Raw genomic sequence first — 25133 nt, forward strand, 5'->3', positions numbered from 1 at the left:
TCCCGTCATTCAGTGTTCTGAATACAGCATTAGGCATTCAGTCCTCGGGAGGCAAGAGTGTCAACACGACCACCCCGGCGGCGCGTTGTGGCCGCGGGTCTCGCCGCATCGGCGTCCGCACTGCTCGGCTCCTGCGCGATGGGAGGCGCGGGCGGTGCGGACGGCGCCCCGCGCGAGCTGGGCGGCGACGACGAGGAGGACGGCTCAGGAGGGAGCGGCAGACTCAGCGGAAAGCTCACCGTCTGGTCGTGGGACGTGGCCGCCACCGCGCTGAAGCGGCTGCGCGGCGCCTTCGAGGAACGGCACCCCGACGTCACCGTCGACGTCGTCGACATCGGGTACGACAACGCCTACGACAAGATCACCGTGGGGCTGCGGGGCGGCACCGGACTCGCCGACGTCCTCACCCTGGAGGGCAGCTATCTGCCCCGCTACACCGCCAACTTCCCCGGCGGCTTCTACGACTTGGCGCGCCGCGCCGACCGTCACCGCGCCGACTTCGACCGGGCCGCCTGGCGCACCGTCACCGGGGGCGCGGGCGGCACGAAGGTCTTCGGGATCCCGTGGGACATCGGCCCGTGCGCCCTCTACTGCCGCACCGACCACCTGCGTGCCGCGGACGTCGACCCCAAGTCCCTGCGGACCTGGGACGACTACGTCCGCGCCGGCGTCCGCATCAAGCGGGCCACCGGGCACAAGCTCCTCGTCCACGATCCGACGGGAGCAGGGATGTTCCCGATGCTCCTCCAGCAGCAGGGCCAGTCCTCGTTCCGCGACGGCCGCATCGCCCTGGAGACCCCGGCCGCCGTGCGGGCCCTGACGCTGATGAAACGTCTCGCCGACGAAGGGCTCCTCGCCTACGAGAAGAACTGGGACGGCCTGGTCACCGCCCACAAGGACGGCAAGGTCACCACGAACCCCATCGCCGCCTGGTGGACGGGCACGCTCACCGACGAAATGCCCGAGCTGAAGGGCAGGTTCCGGGTCCTTCCGCTGCCCGGATTCACCGCCGCCGGGGTGCGCACCTCGAACATCGGCGGCTCCACCCTGTGCATCCCGGCCCAGAGCGAACACCCCGAGGCCGCCTGGGAGTTCATCCGCTTCGTCCTCACCGACAAGAGCAACCAGGTCGCCATGCTCAAACGCGAGGGCCTCTTCCCCGCCTATCTGCCCGCGCTCGACGACCCGTATCTGAGCGAGCGGCAGGAGTACTTCGGCGGGCAGCGCGCCAACGCCGTGTTCGCCCGGCTCGCGCGGCACATCCCGCCCGTCGAGTACACGAAGGACGACGCCAAGGAGAAGGACATCACGATCTCCGCCGTCAACGGCGTGCTGCTGCACGGCAAGGACCCGCGCGCCTCCCTCGCCTCGGCGGCCCGGCGGCTCGCCGACGCGACCGGACGAAGGAGAGTGGCGTAGCCCCATGGTTGCCCTGGACTCCGGGAAGCACACCGCCGCACCCGCCCGCTCCCCCGGTACGGCGCGCCGCCCCCGACGCCGGCCGCGGCCGACGGGCTGGCTGTTCGCGGGCCCCGCCGCCGCGCTGTTCGCCCTCTTCTTCGCCTATCCCCTCGGCGCGAGCCTGCTGCAGTCGTTCACCACCGAGGACGCGGGCTCCCTGCGCTGGGTGGGGCTCGATCAGTACCAACGCCTGCTGCACGACCCGGCGTTCGCCGACGCGCTCGTCAACACCGGTCTCATCCTGGTCGTGCAGGTCCCGGTGATGGTCGGTCTCGCGCTGCTCCTTGCCGCGCTCCTCAACCAGTCGTGGCTGCGTTTCCGCGGCAGTTGGCGTGCCGTGCACTTCCTGCCCGCGGTGACCACGCTCGTCGCGTACGCGGTGGTGTTCCAGGTCCTCCTGAAGACCGACAACGGCCTCGCGAACCAGGCGCTCGGCGCCCTCGGCATGGACCCGGTCGACTGGCTCAACGACCCGACCTGGGCGCGCGTCTCCCTTGTCCTGACGCTCACTTGGCGCTGGACCGGCTACAACGCCATCATCCTGCTCGCCGGTCTGCAGGCCATCGGCAAGGAGCAGTACGAGGCCGCCGCGCTCGACGGCGCCTCCGCCTTCACCACATATACGCGGGTGATCCTGCCGCAGCTGCGGCCCGTGGTCCTGTTCTGCGTCATCACCTCCACCATCGGCACGCTGCAGCTCTTCGACGAGAACTACGTCCTGACCCGCGGCGGCCCCGACGACGCGACGCTCACACCCGTCGTCTACCTCTACAAGGTCGGCTTCCAGCAGTTCGACTTCGGCTATGCCGCCGCCATCGCCTGGGTGGTCGTGGCGCTGATCGCCGCGATCTCCGCGATCCAGTACCTCGCCTTCGGACGGGAGCGCCGCCGATGAACCGCAGTCCTGCCGCTGTCCGGCGCGTCGGCCGGTTCGCCGTGCGCACGGTGCTCGTGCTCGGCGGGGTGGTCAGCCTCGTGCCGTTCCTGTGGATGGCGATCGCCGCCACGCACTCCTCCGCCGACCTGTTCCACTCGCCGCCGCCGTTCCTGCCCGGCGGGCGGCTCCTGGACAATCTGGCCCGGCTCCAGGACACCATCGGCTTCGGCCGGGTCATGGCCAACAGCATCGGGATCGCCGTCGTGCAGACCGCGCTCAGCTCCCTGGTCTCGGCGATGTGCGGCTACGGCCTGGCCAAGTTCCGCTTCCGGGGCCGGGGCCTCGTGCTCGCCGCGGTACTCGCGACGATGATGATCCCCTTCCAGGTGCTGCTCGTGCCGCTCTTCCAGATGATGGCGAGCGTCGGCTGGATCGACTCCTACCAGGCGGTGATCCTGCCGTTCCTCGCGAACTCCTTCGGGATCCTGCTGATGCGCCAGGGCTTCGTCGACTTCCCCGACGAGCTCATCGAGTCGGCGCGGATGGACGGCTGCGGCGAGCTGCGCACCTTCTACCGCGTCGTACTGCCGTGCGTGCGGCCCCAGTTGGGCGCCCTGGTGATCTTCACGTTCATGTCGGCGTGGAACAGCTTCATCTGGCCCCTGCTCATGCTCAACACCGAGGACAAATACACCGTGCCCGTCGCCCTGAACACCCTCACCGGTCTCTCCCGCGTCGACTACTCCGGCCTGATGCTCGGCTCACTGCTCGCGACGCTGCCGCTCATGCTGCTGTTCCTGCTGTTCCAGCGGCAGTTCGTGGCCGGACTGCTCGGCGGGGCGGTGAAGGGATGAGCCCCCGCCAGAACCCCGCCGAGCGTCTGACCTCCGTGCCCGGACTGCTGTACGGCGGCGACTACAACCCCGAGCAGTGGCCCGAGGAGACCTGGGCCGAGGACGTCACGCTGATGCGGGAGGCCGGGGTCACCATGGTCACCGTCGGCGTCTTCTCCTGGGCGGGGCTCCAACCGGGGCCCGACACCTGGGACTTCGGCTGGCTCGACCGGCTCCTCGACCTGCTCTACGCCCGCGGCATCGCCGTCGACCTGGCCACCGGCACCGCGTCGCCGCCCGCCTGGCTGGTGCGCGCCCACCCGGAGATCCTGCCGGTCACCGCGGACGGCGTGCGCCTCGAATTCGGCTCGCGGCAGCACTACTGCCCGTCCTCCCCGCAGTACCGGCAGGCGGCGCTGCGCCTGACCCGCGCGCTCGCCGAGCGGTACGCCGACCACCCGGCGCTCGCCCTGTGGCACATCCACAACGAGTACGGCGACCACGTCACCGAATGCTTCTGCCCGCGCTCGGCCGCGCACTTCCGCGCCTGGCTCCGCGAGAAGTACAGCACCGTCGACGCCCTCAACCACGCCTGGGGCACCGCCTTCTGGTCCCAGCGCTACAGCACGTACGACGAGATCGAACCGCCCCGCACCGCGCCGGGCCCGGTCAATCCGACCCAGCTCCTCGACTGGCGCCGCTTCTGCTCCGACGCCCTGCTGGCCCTGCACCGCGCCGAACGGGACGTCCTCGCCGAGACGAGTCCCGGCATCCCCGCCACCACCAACTTCATGTCGATGATGAGGGACCTCGACTACTGGCGGTGGGCCGAGCACGAGGACCTCGTCTCCGACGACGCCTACCCGGACCCGGCCGACCCGCGGGCGCACGTCACCGCGTCCCTGAACTACGACCTGATGCGCTCCCTCAAGCGCGGCAGGCCCTGGCTCCTGATGGAACAGGCCCCTTCGGCGGTGAGCTGGCGGCCGGTGAACGTCCCCAAGAAGCCGGGACTGCAGCGCCTCTGGTCCCTCCAGGCGGTGGCCCGCGGCGCCGACGGCGTCCTGTACTTCCAATGGCGTGCCTCGCGTGCGGGCGCGGAGAAGTACCACAGCGCGCTGCTCCCGCACCGCGGCACCGCATCGCGCGGCTGGCGCGAGACGGTCCGCTTCGGCGCCGAACTGGCCCGGCTCGCCGAGGTCGCGGGCAGCCGTGTCACCGCGTCCGTGGCGTTCGTCCTCGACTGGGAGTCGTGGTGGGCCCTGGAGGGCGCCGACCACCCCTCGGCCCGGATGCGCTGGCCCGATCTGCTCCGCCCCTGGTACGCGGCCCTGCACGCACGCGGCATCACCGTCGACTTCGTGCCCCCGCACGCCGATCTGTCGGGCCGCCGGGCCGTGCTCGCGCCGAGCCTGCATCTGCTGCGCACCGACGACGCCCGGCGGATCGCTTCGTATGTACGCGAGGGCGGCCATCTCGTCGTCGGACCGTTCAGCGGCGTCGTCGACGAGCACGACCATCTGCACGACGGAGGTGCGCCGGGCCCGCTGAGGGAGGTGCTCGGCGTGTCCGTCGACGAGTTCTGGCCGGTGCCGGACGCCGAAGCGGTGCCGCTCACGTCCGGTGCGCGGGCCACCGTGTGGAGCGAGTGGCTCGAACCGGAGGGCGCAGAGACCGTCGACCGCTATGCCGCGGGTCCGCTCGCCGGGCAGCCCGCCGTCACCCGCCGCGCGTACGGCGCGGGCGTCGCCCGGTATGTGAGCTGCCATCTGCCCGACCACATCGGGGACGTGCTCGACCAGGCCCTCGCGGAGGCCGGCGTCACGCCGTGCGCGCCGGTCCCCGAGGGCGTCGAGGCCACCGTCCGCACCGGCGTCGACGCCTCGTTCCTCTTCCTCCTCAATCACACGGACCGGACCGTCGCGGTCGACGCCGCAGGGACGGACCTGCTCACCGGCGCCCCGGTGCACGGCACCGTGCGCCTCGCACCGCTCGGCGCGGCCGTGCTCCGCACCCCCCATTCCCTTGGAGACACACCCTCGTGACCGGACCCCGCACAGCCCGCGCCGCCGTCCTTGCGGCCCTGCTCCTCGTGGGCGGCTCCACCCTTGCCGCGCCACCGGCCGGTGCCGCCGCCACGGGCGACTACGCCGACGTCCTCGACCTGCACGGCACGCCCGCCGCCGCGCTGCCCGGTGACGCCGACGACGTCAACCGCGTCAACGTCTTCGCCGACCGGGGCGCCTGGCACGCCTACGCGCTGCCCGACGCCGACGACCCCGCCTCCTACGGAGGGTTCAGCGGGCCCCTGTACATCGCCCAGGAATACCCGTGGTGGCTGAGCAGGTCCTTCAGCCGGATCCGGCTCACCGAGGGCGGCCGTGCCCTCGACCTCGCCGCCGGAGGCACCCCGCGCCTGACATCACAGCCCGGCAGGCTCGTCCAGTCCTACGACCTCGGGCGCGGTCTGCGCCTCACGCTGACGCTGCGCTTCGCCACCGACCGCAGCGCCCTCGTGCGCGCCGAGGTCCGCAACACGGGTGCCACACCTCGCCAGTTGAGCGCCGACTGGACCGGCAGCCTGCTGCGGCCCGCGGACGCCCCGATGCGGGACGCGCCGTCGCTCAGGGCGACCACCTCCGGTGTCGGCGTCGGCTTCGCGAAGGTCCGCGAGACCTGGGACTACCTCACCGACGGCACCGAGCGCTTCGAGGTCACCCACCGGGATCGCGTGCGCACCACGGTCGACGGCGACTCCTACCGCACCGAGACCGCCGCGCCCGTCTCCCTCGGGCCCGGCGCCACGCACCGCTTCGACTGGACCGAGTCGTACACGTTCACCGCGGCGGAGCGCGCCCGTGAGATGCGGCGGGTCCGGGCGGTCCTGGCCCACCCCCGGGCGTACGCCTCGGCCGCCGATGCCCGCTGGCGCGGCTATGTGGAAGGGGTGACGCGGGGTGTGCCCGCCGACCGGCGCAGGACGGCCGTCAAGTCGCTGGAGACCCTGGTCACCAACTGGCGTTCGGCGGCGGGGCAGTTGCAGCACGACGGCATCACGCCGTCCATCTCGTACAAGTGGTTCGCGGGCGGCCTGTGGTCCTGGGACACCTGGAAGCAGGCCGTGGGCACCGCCCGCTTCGACCCGGGGCTCGCCCAGACGCAGATCAGGTCGATGTTCGACCGGCAGATCACCGCGGACTCCCCGACCCGACCGCAGGACGCCGGAATGATCCCCGACGCGCTCTTCTACAACGATCCCGCACGCGGCGGCGGCAACTGGAACGAACGCAACTCCAAGCCGCCACTGGCCGGTTGGTCGGTGTGGGAGGTGTACCGCAAGAGCGGCGACCGGGACTTCCTGCGTGAGATGTACCCGAAGCTGGCCGCCTATCAGGCCTGGTGGTACCGCAACCGCGACCACGACGGGGACGGTCTCGCCGAGTACGGCGCCACCGTCGACCCCGCCAACGACTCCGCCGAGCAGCGCCGTCTCGCCGCCGCCTGGGAGAGCGGCATGGACAACGCTCCCCGCTTCGACGCCGACCTCGGCACGTCCGTCGTCGCCAACCACGCCCCCGACGGCACCCTGCTCGGCTACTCCCTCACCCAGGAGTCCGTCGACCTGAACGCCTATCTCGCCCTGGACCAGGGCTACTTGGCGCGCATCGCGCAGGCCCTGGGCAAGCGGTCCGACGCCGCGCGCTGGCAGCGCAGGGCCGCCGCCACCCACGCCGCCGTGCGCGCGACGATGTACGACCCCGGCGACGGCTGGTTCCACGACATCGGCCTCGCCGACGGCACCCGGCTCACCGCGCGCGGCCGCGGCATCGAGGGCGCGGTGCCACTGTGGACCGGCACCGCGTCACGGGCGCAGGCGCGCGCGGTGCGGGCCAAGCTGACCGACCCGGGCGAGTTCGCGACGGCGGTGCCGTTCCCGACGGTGGCCAAGTCGTCGCCGTACTTCACCCCGACCCGGTACTGGCGCGGCCCCGTCTGGCTCGACCAGGCGTACTTCGCCCTCGAAGGACTGCGCCGCTACGGCTATGACGGCGACGCCGACACCCTCACGGACCGGCTGCTCGGCACGGCGTCGGGGCTCACGGGGAAGGCCCCGGTCATGGAGAACTACCACCCCATGACCGGGGCCCCGCTGAACTCACCGAACTTCAGCTGGTCGGCGGCGTTGCTGCTGCCGTTGCTCGGCTCGCGATGACGTGGTCAGCCCGCGGCCGGTGCCTTGCAGGCGCCGGCCGCGCACTTGTCGAGCCACGCGTCGAAGTCGGCGTCGTAGCGGTTGCCGATGGTGCTGGTGAGCAGCGTGCGGGCCTGGTCCCACTCACCCGCGCGGTAGTGGCCGAGGAGCGTGGCCACGTCCTGCGGGTGGGACTCGAGCAGGTAGCGGACCGCCAGGTAGCCCCACTGGTAGGTGCGGGTCTGGTTGGTGTTCTCGTAGGTGGTGTCGAAGAGCGTGCTGAGCTTGTACGTCTTCTTGCCCGCCTCCTCGACCGCCCTGTCGTACGTCACGCCGCGGTAGGAGTAGGAGATGTACTCCGCGAAGCCCTCCACCCACATCACGGTCGGCGTCTTCATGCCCTCCTCGAAGTCGCCGTACATGTTGAAGCGGCCGTCGAGGTAGTGCGTGTACTCGTGGTTGAGGTTCCAGATCTGGAAGGAACCGTCCTGCTTGGGCTGCTCGTAGGCGATGAAGCGCGGCAGGTTGCCCTCCACGGAGGGGTCGCCCTCCAGGTACATGCCGCCGTTGTTGGTGTCGATGCCGAAGACGACACCGGCGTAGGTCTGGTAGTCGGTGCTGGAGTTGAAGGCGACCACTTCGAGCTGGGTGTTCTTGTCGTCCTTCACCGGGCCGCTGTCCTTGGCCACGCCGTGGAAGAAGGCGTCCTGCTTGCTCAGGCTGTCGCAGGAGGCGGTCAGCTCCTCCGCGGTGATCTGCTGGGCGGCGATCTTCAGGCTGTCGCTGCAGGTGTGCTTGACGGTGAGCACGGCGTCGCGCACCCGGTTCGCGAGGTCGCAGGTGCCGTAGTCGGCGCAGTTCTCCTTGTCGTAGGCGTCGGTCATCTCGGCGACGCCGACCCAGAGCTGGGCGGTGCGGCCGGTCATCTCGCTGCGGCCGAGCAGCTCCTTGGCCAGCGGGGCGACCATGGGCCTGAAGTCGGCGTGCTGGAGGAAGCGGCCCAGCTCACGCCCGGCGTTGTAGACGAGGTAGGACCGGTCGGTGCCGAGCAGGTCGTCGTGCTTGACGGCGAAGTCGCGCAGGATCGTCAGATGGCTCTGGTCGGCCTTCACCGCGGTGAGGAACTCCGGGACCTGGTGGCCGCGGAAGTAGACCTGGAAGGTGTTGTTGACCGCGGCCTTCATGCCCCAGAACTTGTCGTACGAGGCGTCGTAGCCGTTCAGGAGGCGCTTGGTCGCATTGAGGTAGCGACCGTTCTCCTGGGCGCTGTCGATCAGGGTGACCGCCTCGAACAGCACCATGCCGTTGGCCTCGGTGACGTCGAAGGCGTGGGACGAGCCATAGAAGGCGTCGAGGCCGCCCTGGATGGCGCTCTTCAGGGCCGGACCGTACGGGCCGACCTCGTCCTCGTTGCCCCACTGCACGTAGTACCCGGCGCGCAGGTACAGGACGACCTGGGCGGCGAACGTGCTGTTGTCACCCGGGTAGTTGGAGCCGACGTCGCGCAGCGCGTTGGCCACCGTGACCATCTGCTCCTCGCGGAACAGCGCCTTGGCGTCCGGCCCTGTCACGGAGAACAGCGTGTTGATGCAGTCGGTCTCGACGCTCTTGATCTGCTGGACCAGGGCGTCGCCGGTCTTCGACGTGAAGTCGGAGATCCGGCACTCGGCGGCCTTGGCCTTGCCCTTGCCGCTGCTCTTGTCGGCCTTCTTCGGGGTGGCCTGCAGCGGCGGGCGGTTGGCCACGTCCTTGGCGGGCTCGTCCAGGCGATCCGCCTTGGCGGGCGCCCGGGTGGGGGTGGCGGGCCGCGGAGCGGGGTCCAGGCCCGGCTTGTCGGGCGTGGCCGTGGCGGGCCGCGTGCCGGGGGTGGCACCGGCCGCGCCCGCTGCGCCCGCCGGGCTCGCGGGGGCGAGCAGGGTCAGGCCCACACAGGCGATCAGGGCGGTTATGAGGAATCTGGCGCGCTCTCTCAGTGCGGAGGATCTTGGTCTCAAGGTGGCCTCCAGGCCGGTTGCCGCCGCGCCTGGGCACGGCGGTGGGGGGATGTAACGGGCCATGGCGGATGGGTGGTTGCCCCACCCATGTCATGCACACGTTCGATGTGTGACATGTACCATTGCACACGTCACATGGCTTGAACAGGCTCCGGATTCAAGGGAGTTGAAAAACCTCGTCAGGGCTCCTGCCGCCAGCCGCTCTCCCCCGGGCAGGCCGCCGAGGCCGTCCCGGCGATGAAGCGGAGGAAGTGCCGCAGCGCCGGAGTCCAGGTGGCGAAGTCGTGTCCGCCGGAACCGGAGCAGTACACGTGGGGCACGTCCTGCTGCTTCAGGGTCGTGTGGAGCGCGTTGTTCCACGCGTACGGGTCCTCGCCGCGTCCCGCGTAGAGCGCCATCCTCCCGGCGTACGACCGGTACACATCAGGGCGGGACGTGGCGACCTGGGCCGGGTTGAACGCCGGCCAGGTGGACTGCGGCCCGAACACCAGCTCCGTGCGCTGCAGCGCGTCGGGGTTGCCGGGGAACAGGTACTTCCAGTAGTTCCCGAGGTCGCTTCCCGTTCCGTACGACCAGAAGCGGGCGCCGTACACGGTGGTGCCGTTGCCGACGATCTGCTGATGGTCGGGGAGCCCGATGTCCGTGCCGCCGGAGAAGGCGCCGACGGCGCTGAACACGTCCGGGTGCTGGGCGGCGTACTTCAGCGCGCCGTACCCGCCCATGGACATCCCGGCGACGGCCCGCTCGCCCGACGTGGCGAAGTGCGCGTCGACCCACGGCACCAACTGCTTGATGTGGAAGGTCTCCCACAGCGGGGCGACGTTGCCGTAGGTGTGGCCCTGCCAGTCCGAGTAGAAGCCGACCTTGCCGCCCTCGGGCATCACCACGATGCCCTTGAAACCGGCCTCCTGGACGGTCCTGGTGATGTTGCCACCGCCGCTCGACCACTGCTCGTAGTCGGCGGCGCCGCCGTGCAGCAGATAGAGCACGGGATAGGCGGCCGACGGGTCGTAGTCCGCGGGCAGTTGGACCCGCACCCGCACGGGTTTGCGCACCGGGTCGATCTGCGGCTCCCCGGGACCGCGCGGGGCGTAGAGCGCGCCGGTGGTGAACTCCGCCTCGCAGAGCAGCCCGTCGGGCGACGGCTGCCAATACCGCAGGTCCAGGCCGTTCGAGTCGCCCGTCCCGATGTCCGGGCACCCTACGGCGGCCGATGCGGCAGGGGCGGGCAGTCCGGCCAGTGCGAGGCCGAGGGCCAGGGTGGTGGACGCGAGCCACCGCTTGAGGGATCGGGACCGGTGCATGGCACTCCCATCGGGTCGAAGGCCCACCGGTGCCGCGCGCCGCAGGGGCCGGGCGCGGCCGGGCTCCGATGTCCTGGCACCTCCCCGAAGGCTGCCTCGCGGCGGACCGGTGGTGCGGGCAGCACGAGACGGTAGACGGCGTACGCCGGGGGCACATCCGGCAGGGGTTTACCCCGGTACAACCAGCGCGGCAAGGCGGGTAAACCCTGGCCGTACGCGGGCCCGCCCGGCCGTCGCCCGCTCCACGCCCCGGCCGCCGTGGCGACATCGCGGCGACCACCCCGATGCGGTCTTCCCTTCACCGGCGCCCGCGCCCCACCATGAGGACCCGAGCAGGCGGAGACCCTCCTCCTGCACCGGTTCACCGGGGGCCGGGAGTCGGCAACGCCCGGACGAAAGGCGGTGCCTCATGAGCGCTCCCCGATCCCTTCCGCGCCCCCGGTGGGGCCGGGCCGTCGTCATCGGCGGCGGCCACGCGGGCCTCGTCACGGCCCGCGTCCTCGCCGCCCACTTCGATGAAGTCGTCATCCTGGAACGGGACTTGGTGGACGCCGAGACCGGGGTGCACCCGCACGTCCCGCAGGGCCACCACGCCCACGGCATGCTGGCCAAGGGCACCGAGACCCTGGAGAAGTACTTCCCCGGACTGCGCGCCGAGCTCCAGGAGCAGGGGGCTCCGGTCTACGACTACGGCGAGGGCATCAGCTTCCTGCTGCCCTCCGGCCTCGCGCCGCGCGACCGCACGGGGGTGCGGATCCAGTCATTCACCCGCGACGAACTGGAACGCTGTCTGCGCCGCAGGGTCCTGAAGCTGCCCGAGGTCACCCTGCTGCCCGCCACCCGCTGCGAAGGGCTGCTCAAGGAGCGCCCCGGCACGGTGACCGGCGTGCAGTACCGCAGCGAGGGGAGCGAGGAACTCACCACGCTGGACGCCGACTTGGTGGTGGACGCGGCGGGCAGGTCCAGCGCCCTGCCGGACTGGCTCGACACCCTCGGCGTGCGGGTGCCCGCCCCGCGCGAGGTGAAGGCGAAGGTCACGTACACATCGATGATCTTCGACCGCCCGCCGGACATGCCCGTGGACTTCCACATCGCCTACCAGATGACGTCCGCGCCGGACGTCGCGCGCGGCGGCGTGATCCTGGCCGTCGAGCGCGACCGCTGGACGTGTTCCCTGATCGGGTACGGCGACCAGCTGCCGCCCAAGGACGACGCCGGTTTCCTGGAGTTCGCCAAGTCCCTGGGCAATCCGCACATCGCGGAGCGCATCGAGCGCCGCACCAGCCAGGAGACCGTGCACCGCTACTCCAACGCCGACACCCGGTGGTACGCCTACCACTCCTGCGCCGACTGGCCGCAGCGGCTGCTCGCGGTGGGGGATTCGGTGTGCGTGTTCAACCCCGTCTTCGGACAGGGGCTGACCGTGGCGGCCCTGGAGGCGGACCTGCTGCACCGCACGCTCGCCCGACGCCGGGCCCGCACGCAGGGCCTGGACGGCCTGAGCCGCGCCTACCAGCGGGGCGTGGCCCGCATCCTGCGGGCGCCATGGACGCTGTCGAGCAACTCCGACCTGATGTGGCACCCCAGCCACCAGCCGCTGTCGGCCCGCTTCGCCCACTGGTACAACGGGCACCTCTTCGAGGTGGCCGTGCGTGACGCGCGCGTGTGGCGGCGCTTCGTCCGCGTGATCAACATGGTGTCCCCGCCGACGATCCTGTTCCACCCCACGGTGCTCGCCAAGGTCCTGGCCCAGGCGTCGCGCGGACGCCGGGGGCGCTAGGGGCAGCGGCGGACGGCACGGGCCCGCGATTCGTCCGTCCCGGGGGCTTCGGGGCGCGTCCCGCGCGTGGTGACACGGACCGGGCGCCCCGACTTCTACCGTCCGCCGCATGGACACCCTCATCTTCGGGGGCCTGCTGGCCACCCTCGTCGCGCTGTACCAGCAGCGCTCAAGGACCATCGTGCTCGGCGCCTGGTGGATCGTGCTGATCGCCACCGCCCTGCTGCTCTCGCACCACATCACGAGCAGCCTCAAGCTGGGGCTGAGCTACTGACATGGCGGGCGTGACGACTGCCGCGCCGCTCGACGAGCGCGACCACGAAGGCTTCCTCGGCCAGATCCAGTACTGGTTCGCCTGCTTCTTCGCCGTCGGCTGGACCGGCGTGGTGTGCGCCGGTCTCGCGGTGCAGTTCGGGAGCTGGGACTATCCGTGCCCGCTCTGCATGGTGCAGCGGATGTTCATGATGCTCGCCGCGCTCGGCGCCGCGTACATCGTCCGCAAGGGCATGACCGGCACCATCACCGGGCGCGACTACATGATGGGCTGGGGCCTCGCGCTCGTCGCCTGCATCGCGGGCGGCTTCGCCTCGTGGCGGCAGACGATGCTGCACATCCTGCCCGGCGACAAGGGCTACGGCGAGCCGGTCCTCGGCCTGCACATGTACGTATGGGCGTGGATCCTCTTCATGGCCTCGGTCGTCGCCGTCGGCATCGTCCTGGCCTTCGCGCACGTGACCGCCGACCGCGGCATTCCGACCGCGCCCCACCAGGCCGTGGGGAAGGCCGTGTTGGGCTTCATGGCGCTGGTCATCGCCGTGAACCTCGTCGCCGTCTTCCTGCTCGAAGGCTTCCACTGGTTCCTGCCCGACGACCCGTCGCAGTACCAGTTCTTCTACGACGTGCACCTCCTCTGACGACGCGGCCGCGCTCGACGGCCAGGAGCCCGGGTCCAAGAGCGGGCGGGGCAGGGACCATCGTCCCTGGTCCGCCCGCCCGCGGCCGGGCAGCGTTGGGATGCATGCCCGAGACCACGTACATCCGCGCGGGTCGCGGCCTGAGTCTGTTCCTGCTGCTGGCGGGCGTGCTCGGCGCCCTCGCCTCCGGCGAACTGACCCGTGACCGCATCGCGTCGCTCGCGGACCCCGCCTTCCGGCCCAGCTGCACCATCAACTCGGTGATCAGCTGCGGCGACATCATGACCGCCTGGCAGAGCAACGTCGTCCTCGGCGTGCCCAACATGCTGTTCGGCATCGCCGGGTTCTCGGCGCTCGCCGCCCTCGGCCTCGCCCTGTGCACGGGCGTCGGACTCCCCCGCCGGCTGTGGCTGCTGCTCCAGGCCGCGGTGACGGCCGCCTTCGGCTTCGTGGTCTGGCTGATCAGCCAGTGCCTGTACGTCATCGGGGCGCTGTGCCCATGGTGCATGCTCGTCTGGGCGGTCGTGATCCCGCTCTTCTGGTACGTGACCGTGCACACGCTGCGCACCGGTGTCCTGCCCGCGCCGCGCGGCCTGAGCCGGATCTCGTACCGTTACGCATGGCTCGGTCCGGTCCTGATGTACGGCGTCCTGGCCGTACTGATCCTCAGCCGCTTCGGCGATCGGCTGTGGTGAACGGGGCACACACCAACTCGCGCGCAAAACATCCCAATAGGAGCGATAAAGTATCGCGTCAACCTTCGTACACCTGTGACCCCAGGAGAACATCTGTGACCGTAGCCATCGCCCCGTCCGAGGAAGCAACCGCCCCGTCCGAGGAAGCCGTCGCCCCCGCCGCCGACGCGGCGAGCCTGGTGGCCGAGGACGCCCGCACCTTCGGGGCCTACGCGCGGACCGGCGGCTGGACCTTCGCCCTCAAGGTGGCGCGCAGCGTGCGTCCCGGCGGGCAGAGCTCCGGCGAGACGCCGAAGATCTCGGCCAAGGAGTTCAGCGAGCTCGCCGGCTGCTCGGCCGACCGCGTCATGCGCTACTACAAGGCCTGGGACAAGGCCGCCGACGACGGTCTCGTGCCGCACTTCGAGGTCCTCGAGCCCGGCCAGGACATCGAACTCCCGGACGGCGACGTCTGGTTGTCGTACTACACGTCGCGCTCCAGCGCCCTCACCCCGCGCGGCGAGGCGATCACGGAGGCCGCCGAGGCCGAGGGCATCCGCCCCACCAAGGCCCTGGAGGTCGCCGAGAACCCGACCGCGCTGCGGGCCGCGATCCTCGCCGACCCCGGCACCGCCGAGGCCGCGCGCAAGGCCCTGATGGACCGCCTGGAGGAGGACCCGGCGCTGCGCACCGAACTGGTCCGCGACATCGTCCGCACCGACGACCTCAAGAAGGCCGTGAGCGCCGAGGCGAAGGCCGGCGACCGGGTCGACTACGTCCGCCAGATCGTGGAGAAGGGCCAGGTCAAGACGCCCGCGGGGCAGATGATCGACGCGCCGTCCGAGCTGCGCGAGGAGGCCGAGCGGCACCTGTCCCTCATCGACGAGCTCGACGACGGCGAGGAGTCCGGCGAGTGGGCGCGTGAGGCGTACGACACGGTGCGCGACCTGGTCGCCCAGACCGTCCAGAGCGACCCGCAACTGCGGGTGCAGGAGCGGCGCGCGAAGTTCTACAGCAGCCTGCAGAAGGCGACGAAGGTCTTCGAGGAGCTGACGTTCGACGATGTGGACGACATCGACGACATCTACGAGGACGACATGGTGAAGCGCCTCGAAGACCTCCAGCAGGCGATCAACGCGTGCATCACGGCGCTCCAGACGGCGACCCGTACGCCCCAGGGCTGATCACCGCCCCGCCCGTAGCACTCAAGTCGTACGCGATGACCCATAGCGGGACGGATTCGCCGCCCCGGCCCCGGCTCGTAGTTTCTTGATCACGTCAGTGGACGCACGATCGAGAGGCTTGCGGTACATGTACGTGAAGGCATTCGCCCCCGAGTACCAGGGCGAGTTGGGCTCGGAGCTGAGTGTGAACTCCTCCTACGAGGAGGTCCTCGCGACGGCGGGCCGCGCGCTCGACCGTGCGGGCGGCGCGGCCGAGCGGGCCCGCGCCGCCCTCGCGGTGGCCGAGGCGAACCGGCGCCTCGGCCGGGTGGACGACGCGGGCGCCGCCTGGCGGCAGAGCTACCGCAGCGCCCGCACCGCGGGGGACGCGGGCGCCATGTCGTGGGCGCTGTGGAGCGGCGGCACCCTCGCCCGGCAGTGCGGGGCGCTGCCGCTGGCCCGGCGGCTGCTCGCCCGGTCCGTGCGGCTCGCCGCGGACAGCGGCGACCGGCTCGCGCACGGCTACGCGCTCGCGGGCCTCGCGGAGACCGGCCGTATCCAGGGCGACTACGCCGCCGTCGCCGCGCTCCACGAGGAGCTGCTCGAACAGGGGCGGGCGCACGGCGAGGCCCGGCACATGGTGTGGGCGATGACCGGCATAGCGCAGATGCACCGCAACACCGGCGAGCACGCCAAGGCCCTCGAGCTGTTCGAGGAGTCCGTGCGCATCGCCACCGACGCTGACGACGCGCGGGGGCGCGCCTGGTCGCTGCGGGGCGTGGCCGACGTCCTCTCGCTGCGGGGCGAACCGGACCGGGCGCTGGCGCTGCTGTCCGAGGCGGAGGACGTGTGCCGCGCCATGGACCTGGCGAGCGCGCTCGCCTACAACCACAAGATGCGGGGCAACGTCCTCTACCGCGCCGGGCGTTGGGAGGCGGCCCGCGAGGTGTACGCCACGGCCCTCGACGAGTTCACGGCCATGCGTGAGCCGCGCGGCACCGCGCTGTCCCGGCTCGGTCTCGCCAAGTGCCGTGCGCGCCTGGGCCGCGACCGCGAGGCCACGCTCGCCGAACTCGCCGTGCTGGAGGACGACTTCGCCCGCATGGGACTGCGGCACGCCCGCGACATGGTCGTCGCGTTCCGTGCCGAGACGGTGGCGCCCGCCGTCAGGGCGTGAGGGTGATGCGGATCCCCACGGTGCCGTCGAGGCCGCGCCGGATCCTGCTGCCGAGCAGCGTGAAGAAGCCGATCACGTGGTACTTGCGGGTGATGAGGGTGCGGTAGCGCGCGGTCACGTCCGGCGGGCAGATCTCGGCGGTGGCGGGCACCTGCTCCCCCGTCGGCCTGCCCCGCACGTCGCACGGCCCCACCAGGACGTCCGCGCGGCGCCGGATCCGCTTCACCTTCCACGATTCCGCGGGCGTCCACACGCCGAGCGCGTCACCGTCCCGCACGACCCAGACCGGGCTCGACACCAGCGTGCCGTCCTTCCGGTAGCTGCCGACCAGCAGATACTTTCCCGTGCCGAGCCGCGCCAGGAGTGTGTCGTCCATGCGCCGATTCTAGGCCGCGGGCACCCGGCTCCGCCTCCCTCCGGATCGGGCCGGGTTCGCATGGCACGACTTCGCATGGCACGACGTCGTCTTACGGGGTACGCATGGAAGGGAAAGGTAGGACCCCCCATCCGGAATCAGGCGATCCACGTGCCGAGGGCACAGATCAAGGACGAGAAGGTCTACCAGGCGCTGCGCCGCGAGGGCGCGAGCAAGGAGAAGGCGGCGCGCGTCGCCAACGACTCCGCGGGTTCGCGCTCGGCCACCGGCCGCAAGGGCGGCAGGGCGGGGGCGTACGAGGACCGCTCCAAGGAGGACCTCTACCGCGAGGCCCAGAAGGTCGGCATCGAAGGACGCTCCACGATGCGGAAGTCCGAGCTGATCGACGCGCTGCGCCACCACTGACCGCGCCCGGCGCCGCACGGATCTCCCCGACGGGATACGCTCCTGCGCCATGTCAGGGGAAGGGCCGTCGATGAGCCGTCGGGAAGCGGGACCAGCGGGGCTGCGGCCCGTCGATCTGGCGCGGGCCGCGGGCGTCTCGACCCAGCAGATCCGGAACTACTCGGACGCCGGGATCCTGCCGCCCGCCCCGCGCTCCCCCGCCGGGTACCGCAGGTTCGACGAACGGCACCGGCAGGCGCTGCTCACCTACCGTGCGCTGATTCGCGGGTACGGCCCCGCGACCGCGCAGGGCATCATGCGGGCCGTGCACGCCGACGACGTGCCCCGGGCGCTCGCCCTGGTCGACGCCGGTCACGCTTCCCTGCACGAGCAGCGGTTCGCCCTGGCGGCGACCGGTGAGGCCCTGGAGGCCGTCGCCGACGAGGACCCGGACGCGCCTGCGCCGACGCGCTCCCGGCTGCGCGTCGGGGAGGTCGCCGCCCAGCTGGGCGTGCGCACCTCGGCGCTGCGCGTGTGGGAGGCGGCCGGGCTCCTGACGCCCTCGCGCGATCCGGGCACCCGCTACCGCTGGTACCTGCCTGCCGACGTCCGCGACGCGCGCGTGATCCACATGCTCCGGCAGAGCCAGTACCCGCTGCCGCAGATCCGGCCCGTCCTCGACGACCTGCGCCGCAGCGGCGGCGTCGAGGCGCTGCGGGCCGCCGTGGCCCGCCGCGGCGAGGCACTGGACCAGCGCACGCGCGCGATGCTGGAGGGCGCCGCCCGGCTGCACGACTATCTCGCGGAGGGGCCGCCGTCCGGTCAGTCCGGGTCGCGCGGCCCGTACAGCGCGCACTCCGCGCCCGAGGACAGCGCCCAGTAGCGGTCGCCGTACGACCAGTGCCACCACTCGGTGGGGTAGTTGACCAGCCCCGCACCGGTCAGTGCGGCGCCGAGGATCTTCCGGTGGGCGCGCGCTTCGGCGGTGATGTTGTCCGCGTCGGTGTAGCAGGCGCCCGCGCTCTCCTCCGGGTCGGCGTTCATCCGGGTGCCCAGGTCGAGTTCGTGTCCTTCGGCGTCGGCGAGCGTCAGGTCGACGGCGGCCCCGGCGCTGTGCGGGGCGATGTCGGGCGGCGAGACATAGCGGCTGGCCGCCGCGTGGATCTCCTCGGCCAGCCGGCCGGGATGGAGGGCGCGCAGCTGCTCCGCGTACTCCTCGAAGTACTCCCGCTGCAGCGCGGGCGGCCGGTACCCCTCGACGAACAGCAGCCGCAGCCCGTCCGGGAGCAGTTCCTCCGCCCGCTCCAGGCGCCGCACGACGCCCTCGCGCAGCCGCGCGAACGCGGCGTCGGGCCCCGCCTGCTGGCGCGCGTCGACCAGCAGCGGGCTGTCCTCCCGTACGTCGACGAGGGGCTCCCCGCACTCCCGCACGGGGACGGCGGCGACCCTCGGGTCCGCCATCAGGACGATGTCACTGGCGTTCATGCGCATGTTCATGAAGAGATCATCCCCGGCTCACGCGGGCCACGGCGTCACGTCGGTCACCGCGCTCACCGGCAACGGTCCGTAGATGTGGGGGAATTCGGTGCCGCCGGGCTCCGGCGCCTCGAAGCGGACGGGCACGGTCAGCCGCTCGCTGTCGATGCTGAGCACCACGAGCTCGTCGGGTCCGGTGTAGCCGCCGTAGAGGAAGTCGGCGACGCCCCGCAGCTGTTCCGGCAGCGAGCAGTGGATGAACCCTTCCTCGCTCAGCGTCTTGCCGCGTGTGGACATCTCGTAGGTCCCGGTGGCGCGGGCGGCGTCCCACAAGGCGCGTTCGGTGATGTGCAGGAGTTGCGTCATGGGGCCACGGTACGTGGCAGGGGCGGAGCGTCCCACGAGCGCCGAACGGGACGCGTGCACCCGCCACGGGCCCGGCGCGACGGTTCACCGGGCATGTGGTGGGGCTCGTGCAGTCGACGGGGGTCGTCGTCGAACTCCTGCACGGCGCCGAGCGGTTGCCGTGGCTGCGGGCGTACGCGCAGCGGGCGAGCCTCGCGCCCGCGGCTCCCGCGCAGTCCCCCGCGCCCGGCGCGGTGGTGGCCCTCGTCGGGGAGAACGGTTCGGGGAAGTCCACCCTGGTCAAGCTGTTGTGCCGGATGTACGAGCCGACCGCTTCCCTGGACGCGGAGACCGAGCATGCCGTCTCCGCGCGCCACGCCGATGCCGCGCGCCGCCCCGGGCCGGACGGCGCTGACGCGGGCACCGTCACGCTGCTCGTCTCGCACCGCTTCTCGACCGTACGCGGCGCCGATCTCATCGTCGTACGCGACCAGGGCCGGATCGTCGAGACGGGCGGTCACGACGAACTCCTCGCGCGGCGCGGTCTCTACGCACAGATGTACGCGCTCCAGGCGCGGGCCTACCGGTGACGGCAACGCCCCGGGGCGTGCTGGGAACGCCCTGGGAGCGCCGACCACCTTGGCCGGCGCTCCCACCCCCCGTTCTGTGTACGGGCTGTTCTGTCTACGGGCCGCTCTGTCGGTCAAGGGCTACGCGACCGCTCCCTGCGGCACCAGCCACGCCGGGTCCCTGGGCTCGACCTTGTTGGCGAAGGCCACGATCTGGGCGTACGCGGCCAGGTCGGCCATCGCGGACTGGATCCGCGGCAGCGCGGCGAGCGCCTCCGGTCCTTCGGCCCGCGCCAGCCACTCGTCGATGAGCGCGGCCACCGCGACGGTGCGGTCGCGCAGGTCGTGGCAGATGCCGAGCGGGCCGCCCGTCGCGGCCCGCAGGGCGAACACCTGCCACAGTTCGGCGGCGTGCGGCACCTCGCCGAGGCCGACGCCCGAGCGGTAGAGCCGGTCGTAGTCGAGCTTGCGGTACCACTCGGCCGTCTCCTGGCTGAAGCCGCCCGTGGCCAGGATGTCGGCCACCTCGCCGAGCAGCCGGGCCGCGCCGACGAGCCGGTCCCGTGCCGCGGCGGCGTACACCGCGGCCCCCGCGAGACCGTCGCCGCGCTCGGCGAGTTCGAGTGCCCGGCACAACTCGCCGGTGGCCGCGGTCTGTTCGGTGCCCGCGGTCTGCGCGAGCCGCTTCTTGTCCCGCAGGTCCTCGGCGCTCAGGCTGAGGGCCTTGTTGCAGACGGCGCTCATGTCCCGTTCCTCTCTCCGTGGCCGACCCCTGCGACGGCGTCAGAGGTCGTGCCGAGAATGTTGATGACGGCCAGTGCCTGCCCGTAGATCCTGATGCGGTCGAACACGGTGAGGAACTGCCAGGCCAGGTGCTGCCAGTCGGCGGCGGGTGCGTCGACGGCCCGTGCCGCGAAGCCGTCGAGGTCCGCCGAGAACGCGGTCAGCTCGGTCACGAAGTGGCCGAACGCCGCCTCGTCACCGCCCTCTTCGTAGCGCAGCGCGACGCTCTCCACGGCGGCCTCGTCCAACTGGACCAGGTCCGCGTCACGGGCGGCGCCGAGCGTCTTGCGCACCGGGGCGGCACCGCCGCCCGCGAGACGCAGCCGCCCGTCGTGCACCGGGTAGAAGCCCAGCTCCTGGGCGACGCGATGCGAGGTGCGGTACTCCACGAGGGCGGCCCGGACGGCCGCCGCCGCGCAGCGCACCCGCAGGGCGGCCCGGCGCTGGTCGTTCAGCTCCAGGTCGGCGTGCATCAGGTGCAGTTCGCTGCCCGCCCGCATGAAGTGGGCGGAACCGGTGGCGATGGGGCCGTCCACGCGCTCGTAGAGGTCCTGTTCCGCGATGCTGCCGTCGGGCAGGTCGGGGGCTTTGTTGCACACCCTGCTCATAGGGGTCGTGTCTCCTTCTGTTCCGCCTGTTCCTTCTCTGCCATCTGTCCCTTCGCTTCCTTCTGTTCCTTTGTGCCGTCGCTTCCTTCTGTTCCGTGTGCTCCCAGATCGCTCGTGCGTGATCGACGCCCGGTGTCCGGCGAGAATTCGCACCAAACCGGTGGGTGGCGTTCCACGAATGTCGTACTGACAGCCGGTGCGGTGCCCGGTCGCCGAGACGCGGGATCCGAGCGGTAGAGGGATGCTCGCAGCGCGTCCCTGGGGGCAGTTGCCGAAATCGGGCACCACCGGACAGATCCGGATGGCCTCGGCCAGCCGGCGGCGAGCGCACGACCGGCACGGAGGTTGCGAACGGTGCCAGGGGGAACGGGGGCGGCGGGACAACCGCCGGACGGGGAACAGCGGGACGCGGCGGCGGGCATCGGCCCGGTCGATTCCGTGGACACGACGGAGGCGCTGGCCGCGCTGCTGCGGCAGCTGCGCAGACGCGCCGCGCGCAGGAACGGGCGCGCCCAGCTCACCTACCGTCAGTTGTCGGCGCGCACGGGCTGGGCGCACGGGGTGATCGGCGACTACTTCGCGGGCAAGACGCTGCCGCCGACCGACCGCTTCGACACGCTGGTGCAGCTGCTCGGCGCCACGAGCCTCGAACTGCGGCTGCTCGCGACGGCCCGCGACCGGGTGGAGGAGGCGCGCCGCTCCCGCCCCGGCGTCCATGGCCGGGCGGGCCCGCCCGACGGGGGCCCGCCCGGCACGGACGACGCCCGGCCCGTTCCGCCGGTCCCCCGCCAGCTGCCCGCGGGCATCCCCGAACTCCCCGGCAGGGAAGGGGAGTTGGCCGCCCTGGACGTGCTCAGGCCCGCGCCACGGGGCGCTGGGCCCCTCGTGGTCGCGCTCGACGGCCCCGGCGGTGTCGGCAAGTCGGCGCTCGCGGTGCACGCGGCCCATCGGCTCGGCGAGCGGTTTCCCGACGGCCAGCTCTACGCCGATCTGCGGGGCGAGCGCCGGGTGTCGCCCGCCGTGGTCCTCAGGCGGTTCCTCTGCGCGCTGGGGGCGCCGACGCTGTACGCGGGCAGCGCGTCGGACGCGGCGGCGGCCTACCGCACGCTGCTCACCGGGCGGCGGATGCTGATCGTCCTCGACAACGCCGTGGACGCGACCCAGGTACGTCCGCTGCTGCCCGCGGCGCACGGCTGCGCGGTCCTCGTCACCAGCCGCGGCGTCCTCGCCGCCCTGAACGGCGCCGTCCACCTCCACCTCGCCCCGCTGCCGCCGCCCGCGTCCGTCGCGGTGCTCGGCCTCTGGGCGGGGCGGGGGCGGCTGACCGGCGAGCGCGGTGCCGCCGAGGCGATCGCACGCCACTGCGGTCACCTCCCGCTGGCCCTGCGCATCGCGGGCGCCCGGCTCGCGGCACGCCCCCGGTGGCCGGTGCGGGAACTCGCCGACCGGCTCGCCGACCCCGCGCGCCGCCTGGCGGAGCTGTCCTTCGCGGATCTGGACATGCGCGCGGCCCTTGAGGCGGGCCACCGGGAGCTCCTCGCCCGCGGCGCCAGCGGCCGGGCGGCGGCTCGCGTGCTGCCCCTTCTCGCCGCGGAACAGGGGGAGTTGACCGTGGCGGACGCGGCGGCGACGACCGGCGGGGCGCCGCCTGCGACCGAGGTGATCCTGGAGCAGCTGGTCGACGTGCAGCTCCTGGAGTCCCGCGCCCCCGGCCGCTACCGCTTCCACCCGCTCACCCGTCTTTTCGCCCTGCGGTCGGCGAACCGGAACGGGGAGGGCGCCCGCGCCGTCGCCACGGCCAAGCGGCGGGGGGCCGACTGACCGACGCACCCGAACCCTCACCCACCCTGCCGAACCCGCCCGGTCAAGACAGGGAATCGGCCGGGCGGCGGCCTAGCCTGCGGCAATGGATCTCACCTGCCCCAGGGAGGCATCCGTGCCGTCACGACGCATCCTGCGCCGCTTCGCCCTCACCGCTCTGCTCACCGCGTCGCTGCTGTCCGCCGCGCCGTCCCCCGCCCCGCGTCCGACGTCCCCCGCACCGTCGCAGGCCCGGGGCACCAACCTCCTCCTCGTCGGCCTCGACCGCAGGAGCGGCATGTCCCGCGCCGACATCCAGCGGCTGCACGTCGGCGGCAAGGAGTGCGACTGCACCGACGTGATGATGCTGGTCCACGTCGCCCCGGACGGGCGGCGGCTCAGCGTCGTGTCCATTCCCCGTGACTCGTACGTGCCGTTCGCGCCGCACGACAGCCACGGGGCGCACAGCGGGAAGATTAACGGCGCCTTCGCCGAGGGCGGCGCCGACCTCACCGTACGGACGGTCGAGCGGGCCACCGGCGTCCGCGTCGACCACTATCTGGAGGCCGACTTCCTGGGCTTCGTGGCGGCCGTCGACCGGCTCGGCGGCGCCGAGGTGTGCACCGCGACCCCGCTCAGGGATCTCAACTCCGGCCTGAAGCTGGCTCCCGGCACCCATGCGATCGACGGCAGGAAGGCGCTGCGCTATGTGCGGGCCCGCCATGTCTCGCCGCCCGGCGACCTGGGCCGGGTCCGCCGTCAGCAGCGCCTCGTCCTCGGCATGCTGGCCCGGCTCGCCGACGCGGGCGCCTTCACCAGCCCCCTGGCCACCGGCCGCACGGCCTACGCCCTCGCGCAGCACGTACGCGCCGACGAGCACACGTCCCTGCGCACGCTGTACGAACTCGGCCGTTCGCTGCGCCACTTGGACCTCGCGCACACCGAGTTCGCGACCGTCCCGATGGCCGACTTCGACCACCGGGTGCCGGGCTGGGGCTCGACGCTGCTGTGGGACAGGCCCCGCGCGAAGGCGCTGTTCGACGCCGTGCGCGAGGACCGGACGCTGGTCACGCACCACCGGGGGCATGCCGCGCCCGTGGACATGCGGCCCGCGAGCGTACGCGTCCGGGTGGACGATCCCGCGACGGCCGAGGGACTGCGGGCCAACGGCTTCGACGTGACCGCCGCCGAGCGGCCCGGGGGCCGGGCCGCGGGGCCGACGGTCATCTCGTACGACCCCGGCCAGGCCCGGTACGTCGACACGCTCGCCGCCGCGCTGCCCGGCTCCCGGCTGCGCCCCGTCGCCGGTCAGGGGCCGGTCTTCCGGGTCACGGTGGGTGCGGCGAAGCAGCGCGTGGTGGCGGTGGCGTACGACCGCAGCATGGTGGAGGGCGCGCCCGTCACCGGTGACCGGCTGCGCTGCGGCTGACGTCGTGTCCGGTCCGTGCGGACGGGGCGGCTCCCGTCCGCACGGACCTCTCGGTCAGGGGCGCGCGGCCGCCAGCGCCTCGGCGAGCGCGGTGTGGAAGCGGGCGTGTTCCCGTGCGCTGGGCGGCAGTTCGGGGTTCCACGGCAGTGTCCGCGGTCCGGGGCCGAGTGCGTCGCCCAGCGGGGTGGCGTTGGAGCGTACGTCGGTGAGGACGAGGCCGGGCTCCAGTGCGGCCGCTTCGGCCCAGGTGGTCGTGGCCCAGTTGGCGACGCCCTGTCCGGGCGCGGGGTCGACGAGGCCGACGCCGAGCGCGGCGAGTGCGGCGAGGTCGGGCCAGGCGGACGGCCTCGCCAGGTGGACCGTGTCGGGTCCTGCCGGGGAGAGGGCGAGCACCCGGGGATGCGCGGACCCGGCCGCGGCGGCACTCAACCGGCGTTCGGCGGCGGTGAGTTCGGCGTCCGCGTCGGCCTGTTCCGGTGCGCCGAGGCTGCGGGCGAGTTCCGTCAGGCGCTCCCTGATCCCGGCCAGGCTGCGGCCGTGCCCGACGTCGAGCACGGCGACCGGCACCTGCTCCTCCAGGTGCTTGGCGGCCTCCGGGTCGATGCCGTACACCTGACCGCCGCCGTAGGTGACCGCGACGACGAGGTCGGGCCGCGCGCCGAGGAGGGCGTCCAGGTCCAGTGCGGACCCGGCGCCGAAGTAGCCGAGTTCCGCCGACGGGAGACTGCCCGACTTGGCGGGATCCGGTGCGGCGGGGTCGTCGTGCGCGGAGCCGAACACGCCCACCGGACGTATGCCGTGGTCGTGCAGGGCCGCGCCCGTGGGTAGGTAGGCGACCAGGCGGGCCGGGCGGTCCGCGGCCCTCACCAGGTGGTCCCGGTCGTCGGTGAACTCCCAGTACCGGGCCGTGTCGTGTGCCATGGTGTCCGACTCCTCATGCTCCCGCGCCGTGGCCTGTCCTGCCGTGGCCGTCCCGGTGCTACCTGCCCTGGGG

General features: G+C 72.3%; 24 protein-coding genes. 16 read left to right on the forward strand and 8 right to left on the reverse strand.

Annotated elements, in window-relative coordinates:
* Positions 1–57: 57 nt before the first annotated feature.
* The 5 genes from ACFWZ2_RS02535 to ACFWZ2_RS02555 are packed head-to-tail and all read left to right on the forward strand — an operon-like array spanning position 58 to position 7384.
* Positions 58–1419, forward strand: a complete 1362-nt coding sequence (locus ACFWZ2_RS02535; protein ID WP_384540666.1) for an ABC transporter substrate-binding protein — start codon at positions 58–60, stop codon at positions 1417–1419.
* 4 nt (positions 1420–1423) lie between these two features.
* Positions 1424–2356, forward strand: a complete 933-nt coding sequence (locus tag ACFWZ2_RS02540; RefSeq protein ID WP_384540669.1) for a carbohydrate ABC transporter permease — start codon at positions 1424–1426, stop codon at positions 2354–2356.
* On the forward strand, positions 2353–3192 hold the full coding sequence (locus ACFWZ2_RS02545) for a carbohydrate ABC transporter permease (protein ID WP_384540672.1): 840 nt from the start codon (positions 2353–2355) through the stop codon (positions 3190–3192). Before ACFWZ2_RS02540 ends, ACFWZ2_RS02545 begins: the two co-directional genes overlap by 4 nt.
* Positions 3189–5216, forward strand: coding sequence for a beta-galactosidase (locus ACFWZ2_RS02550; RefSeq protein ID WP_384540676.1), 2028 nt, complete (start codon positions 3189–3191; stop codon positions 5214–5216). The genes ACFWZ2_RS02545 and ACFWZ2_RS02550 overlap by 4 nt, the downstream gene beginning before the upstream one ends.
* On the forward strand, positions 5213–7384 hold the full coding sequence (locus tag ACFWZ2_RS02555) for a trehalase family glycosidase (RefSeq protein WP_384540678.1): 2172 nt from the start codon (positions 5213–5215) through the stop codon (positions 7382–7384). Before ACFWZ2_RS02550 ends, ACFWZ2_RS02555 begins: the two co-directional genes overlap by 4 nt.
* A 5-nt stretch (positions 7385–7389) precedes the next feature.
* Here the strand turns inward: ACFWZ2_RS02555 and ACFWZ2_RS02560 are convergent, their stop codons facing one another.
* Both ACFWZ2_RS02560 and ACFWZ2_RS02565 read right to left on the reverse strand, forming a co-directional pair.
* Positions 7390–9336, reverse strand: coding sequence for a collagenase (locus ACFWZ2_RS02560; protein WP_384541247.1), 1947 nt, complete (start codon positions 9334–9336; stop codon positions 7390–7392).
* A 200-nt stretch (positions 9337–9536) separates the two neighbouring features.
* On the reverse strand, positions 9537–10661 hold the full coding sequence (locus ACFWZ2_RS02565; protein ID WP_384540681.1) for an alpha/beta hydrolase: 1125 nt from the start codon (positions 10659–10661) through the stop codon (positions 9537–9539).
* Between the two features lie 409 nt (positions 10662–11070).
* Between ACFWZ2_RS02565 and ACFWZ2_RS02570 the strand changes: the two genes are divergently transcribed.
* From ACFWZ2_RS02570 to ACFWZ2_RS02595, 6 genes are all read left to right on the forward strand, one after another.
* Positions 11071–12441: an NAD(P)/FAD-dependent oxidoreductase gene (locus tag ACFWZ2_RS02570; protein ID WP_384540684.1), complete on the forward strand. Its 1371-nt coding sequence runs from the start codon at positions 11071–11073 to the stop codon at positions 12439–12441.
* Positions 12442–12550: 109 nt separating this feature from the next.
* On the forward strand, positions 12551–12715 hold the full coding sequence (locus ACFWZ2_RS02575; protein ID WP_384540687.1) for a DUF5993 family protein: 165 nt from the start codon (positions 12551–12553) through the stop codon (positions 12713–12715).
* Between the two features lie 10 nt (positions 12716–12725).
* A complete protein-coding gene (locus ACFWZ2_RS02580; RefSeq protein ID WP_384540689.1) occupies positions 12726–13355 on the forward strand; it encodes a disulfide bond formation protein B in 630 nt (209 codons plus the stop codon).
* A gap of 104 nt (positions 13356–13459) precedes the next feature.
* Positions 13460–14050: a vitamin K epoxide reductase family protein gene (locus ACFWZ2_RS02585; protein WP_384540692.1), complete on the forward strand. Its 591-nt coding sequence runs from the start codon at positions 13460–13462 to the stop codon at positions 14048–14050.
* Positions 14051–14145: 95 nt separating this feature from the next.
* Positions 14146–15213: a hypothetical protein gene (locus tag ACFWZ2_RS02590; protein WP_384540695.1), complete on the forward strand. Its 1068-nt coding sequence runs from the start codon at positions 14146–14148 to the stop codon at positions 15211–15213.
* 127 nt (positions 15214–15340) lie between these two features.
* A complete protein-coding gene (locus tag ACFWZ2_RS02595; protein ID WP_384540698.1) occupies positions 15341–16369 on the forward strand; it encodes a tetratricopeptide repeat protein in 1029 nt (342 codons plus the stop codon).
* Here the strand turns inward: ACFWZ2_RS02595 and ACFWZ2_RS02600 are convergent.
* Positions 16359–16745: a PPOX class F420-dependent oxidoreductase gene (locus ACFWZ2_RS02600; protein ID WP_384540701.1), complete on the reverse strand. Its 387-nt coding sequence runs from the start codon at positions 16743–16745 to the stop codon at positions 16359–16361. The genes ACFWZ2_RS02595 and ACFWZ2_RS02600 overlap by 11 nt on opposite strands.
* Positions 16746–16895: 150 nt before the next feature.
* Here ACFWZ2_RS02600 and ACFWZ2_RS02605 point away from each other — a divergent pair, with 150 nt between their 5' ends.
* Positions 16896–17150 carry a Rho termination factor N-terminal domain-containing protein gene (locus ACFWZ2_RS02605; RefSeq protein WP_384540704.1) on the forward strand — a complete coding sequence of 85 codons (255 nt, stop codon included), beginning with the start codon at positions 16896–16898 and terminating at the stop codon, positions 17148–17150.
* 70 nt (positions 17151–17220) lie between these two features.
* Positions 17221–18012: a TioE family transcriptional regulator gene (locus tag ACFWZ2_RS02610; protein WP_384540707.1), complete on the forward strand. Its 792-nt coding sequence runs from the start codon at positions 17221–17223 to the stop codon at positions 18010–18012.
* On the opposite strand, the gene ACFWZ2_RS02615 is transcribed toward ACFWZ2_RS02610, so the two are convergent.
* Together ACFWZ2_RS02615 and ACFWZ2_RS02620 are read right to left on the reverse strand one after the other, a co-directional pair.
* Complete coding sequence (locus ACFWZ2_RS02615; protein ID WP_384540710.1) at positions 17952–18626, reverse strand: M15 family metallopeptidase; 675 nt, start codon at positions 18624–18626, stop codon at positions 17952–17954. The two genes, ACFWZ2_RS02610 and ACFWZ2_RS02615, sit on opposite strands and share 61 nt — an antisense overlap.
* An 18-nt stretch (positions 18627–18644) precedes the next feature.
* Positions 18645–18971, reverse strand: a complete 327-nt coding sequence (locus ACFWZ2_RS02620) for a DUF952 domain-containing protein (RefSeq protein WP_384540714.1) — start codon at positions 18969–18971, stop codon at positions 18645–18647.
* A gap of 107 nt (positions 18972–19078) precedes the next feature.
* Between ACFWZ2_RS02620 and ACFWZ2_RS02625 the strand changes: the two genes are divergently transcribed.
* A complete protein-coding gene (locus ACFWZ2_RS02625) occupies positions 19079–19540 on the forward strand; it encodes an ATP-binding cassette domain-containing protein (RefSeq protein WP_384540718.1) in 462 nt (153 codons plus the stop codon).
* A 120-nt stretch (positions 19541–19660) separates the two neighbouring features.
* Here the strand turns inward: ACFWZ2_RS02625 and ACFWZ2_RS02630 are convergent, their stop codons facing one another.
* Positions 19661–20263, reverse strand: coding sequence for a hypothetical protein (locus tag ACFWZ2_RS02630; RefSeq protein WP_384540721.1), 603 nt, complete (start codon positions 20261–20263; stop codon positions 19661–19663).
* Positions 20260–20910 carry a hypothetical protein gene (locus ACFWZ2_RS02635; RefSeq protein ID WP_384540724.1) on the reverse strand — a complete coding sequence of 217 codons (651 nt, stop codon included), beginning with the start codon at positions 20908–20910 and terminating at the stop codon, positions 20260–20262. Before ACFWZ2_RS02635 ends, ACFWZ2_RS02630 begins: the two co-directional genes overlap by 4 nt.
* Before the next feature lie 354 nt (positions 20911–21264).
* On the opposite strand from ACFWZ2_RS02635, the gene ACFWZ2_RS02640 reads away from it, so the two are divergent.
* A complete protein-coding gene (locus tag ACFWZ2_RS02640; protein ID WP_384540727.1) occupies positions 21265–22731 on the forward strand; it encodes an NB-ARC domain-containing protein in 1467 nt (488 codons plus the stop codon).
* 115 nt (positions 22732–22846) lie between these two features.
* Positions 22847–24139: an LCP family protein gene (locus ACFWZ2_RS02645; protein ID WP_384540730.1), complete on the forward strand. Its 1293-nt coding sequence runs from the start codon at positions 22847–22849 to the stop codon at positions 24137–24139.
* Positions 24140–24193: 54 nt separating this feature from the next.
* Here the strand turns inward: ACFWZ2_RS02645 and ACFWZ2_RS02650 are convergent, their stop codons facing one another.
* The gene (locus ACFWZ2_RS02650) at positions 24194–25060 is read right to left on the reverse strand and encodes an ABC transporter substrate-binding protein (protein WP_384540732.1); all 867 of its coding nucleotides are present in this window, start codon (positions 25058–25060) and stop codon (positions 24194–24196) included.
* Positions 25061–25133: the final 73 nt, after the last annotated feature.

Source organism: Streptomyces sp. NPDC059002, assembly GCF_042740435.1.
Classification (GTDB): domain Bacteria; phylum Actinomycetota; class Actinomycetes; order Streptomycetales; family Streptomycetaceae; genus Streptomyces.

Bases quoted from the DNA above. Each gene is read 5' to 3' on its own strand.
- ACFWZ2_RS02540 (WP_384540669.1), top strand. From the start codon at position 1,424: ATGGTTGCCCTGGACTCCGGGAAGCACACCGCCGCACCCGCCCGCTCC.
- ACFWZ2_RS02545 (WP_384540672.1), top strand. From the start codon at position 2,353: ATGAACCGCAGTCCTGCCGCTGTCCGGCGCGTCGGCCGGTTCGCCGTG.
- ACFWZ2_RS02550 (WP_384540676.1), top strand. From the start codon at position 3,189: ATGAGCCCCCGCCAGAACCCCGCCGAGCGTCTGACCTCCGTGCCCGGA.
- ACFWZ2_RS02565 (WP_384540681.1), bottom strand. From the start codon at position 10,661: ATGCACCGGTCCCGATCCCTCAAGCGGTGGCTCGCGTCCACCACCCTG.
- ACFWZ2_RS02570 (WP_384540684.1), top strand. From the start codon at position 11,071: ATGAGCGCTCCCCGATCCCTTCCGCGCCCCCGGTGGGGCCGGGCCGTC.
- ACFWZ2_RS02575 (WP_384540687.1), top strand. From the start codon at position 12,551: ATGGACACCCTCATCTTCGGGGGCCTGCTGGCCACCCTCGTCGCGCTG.
- ACFWZ2_RS02585 (WP_384540692.1), top strand. From the start codon at position 13,460: ATGCCCGAGACCACGTACATCCGCGCGGGTCGCGGCCTGAGTCTGTTC.
- ACFWZ2_RS02595 (WP_384540698.1), top strand. From the start codon at position 15,341: ATGTACGTGAAGGCATTCGCCCCCGAGTACCAGGGCGAGTTGGGCTCG.
- ACFWZ2_RS02600 (WP_384540701.1), bottom strand. From the start codon at position 16,745: ATGGACGACACACTCCTGGCGCGGCTCGGCACGGGAAAGTATCTGCTG.
- ACFWZ2_RS02610 (WP_384540707.1), top strand. From the start codon at position 17,221: ATGAGCCGTCGGGAAGCGGGACCAGCGGGGCTGCGGCCCGTCGATCTG.
- ACFWZ2_RS02615 (WP_384540710.1), bottom strand. From the start codon at position 18,626: ATGAACATGCGCATGAACGCCAGTGACATCGTCCTGATGGCGGACCCG.
- ACFWZ2_RS02620 (WP_384540714.1), bottom strand. From the start codon at position 18,971: ATGACGCAACTCCTGCACATCACCGAACGCGCCTTGTGGGACGCCGCC.
- ACFWZ2_RS02630 (WP_384540721.1), bottom strand. From the start codon at position 20,263: ATGAGCGCCGTCTGCAACAAGGCCCTCAGCCTGAGCGCCGAGGACCTG.
- ACFWZ2_RS02635 (WP_384540724.1), bottom strand. From the start codon at position 20,910: ATGAGCAGGGTGTGCAACAAAGCCCCCGACCTGCCCGACGGCAGCATC.
- ACFWZ2_RS02650 (WP_384540732.1), bottom strand. From the start codon at position 25,060: ATGGCACACGACACGGCCCGGTACTGGGAGTTCACCGACGACCGGGAC.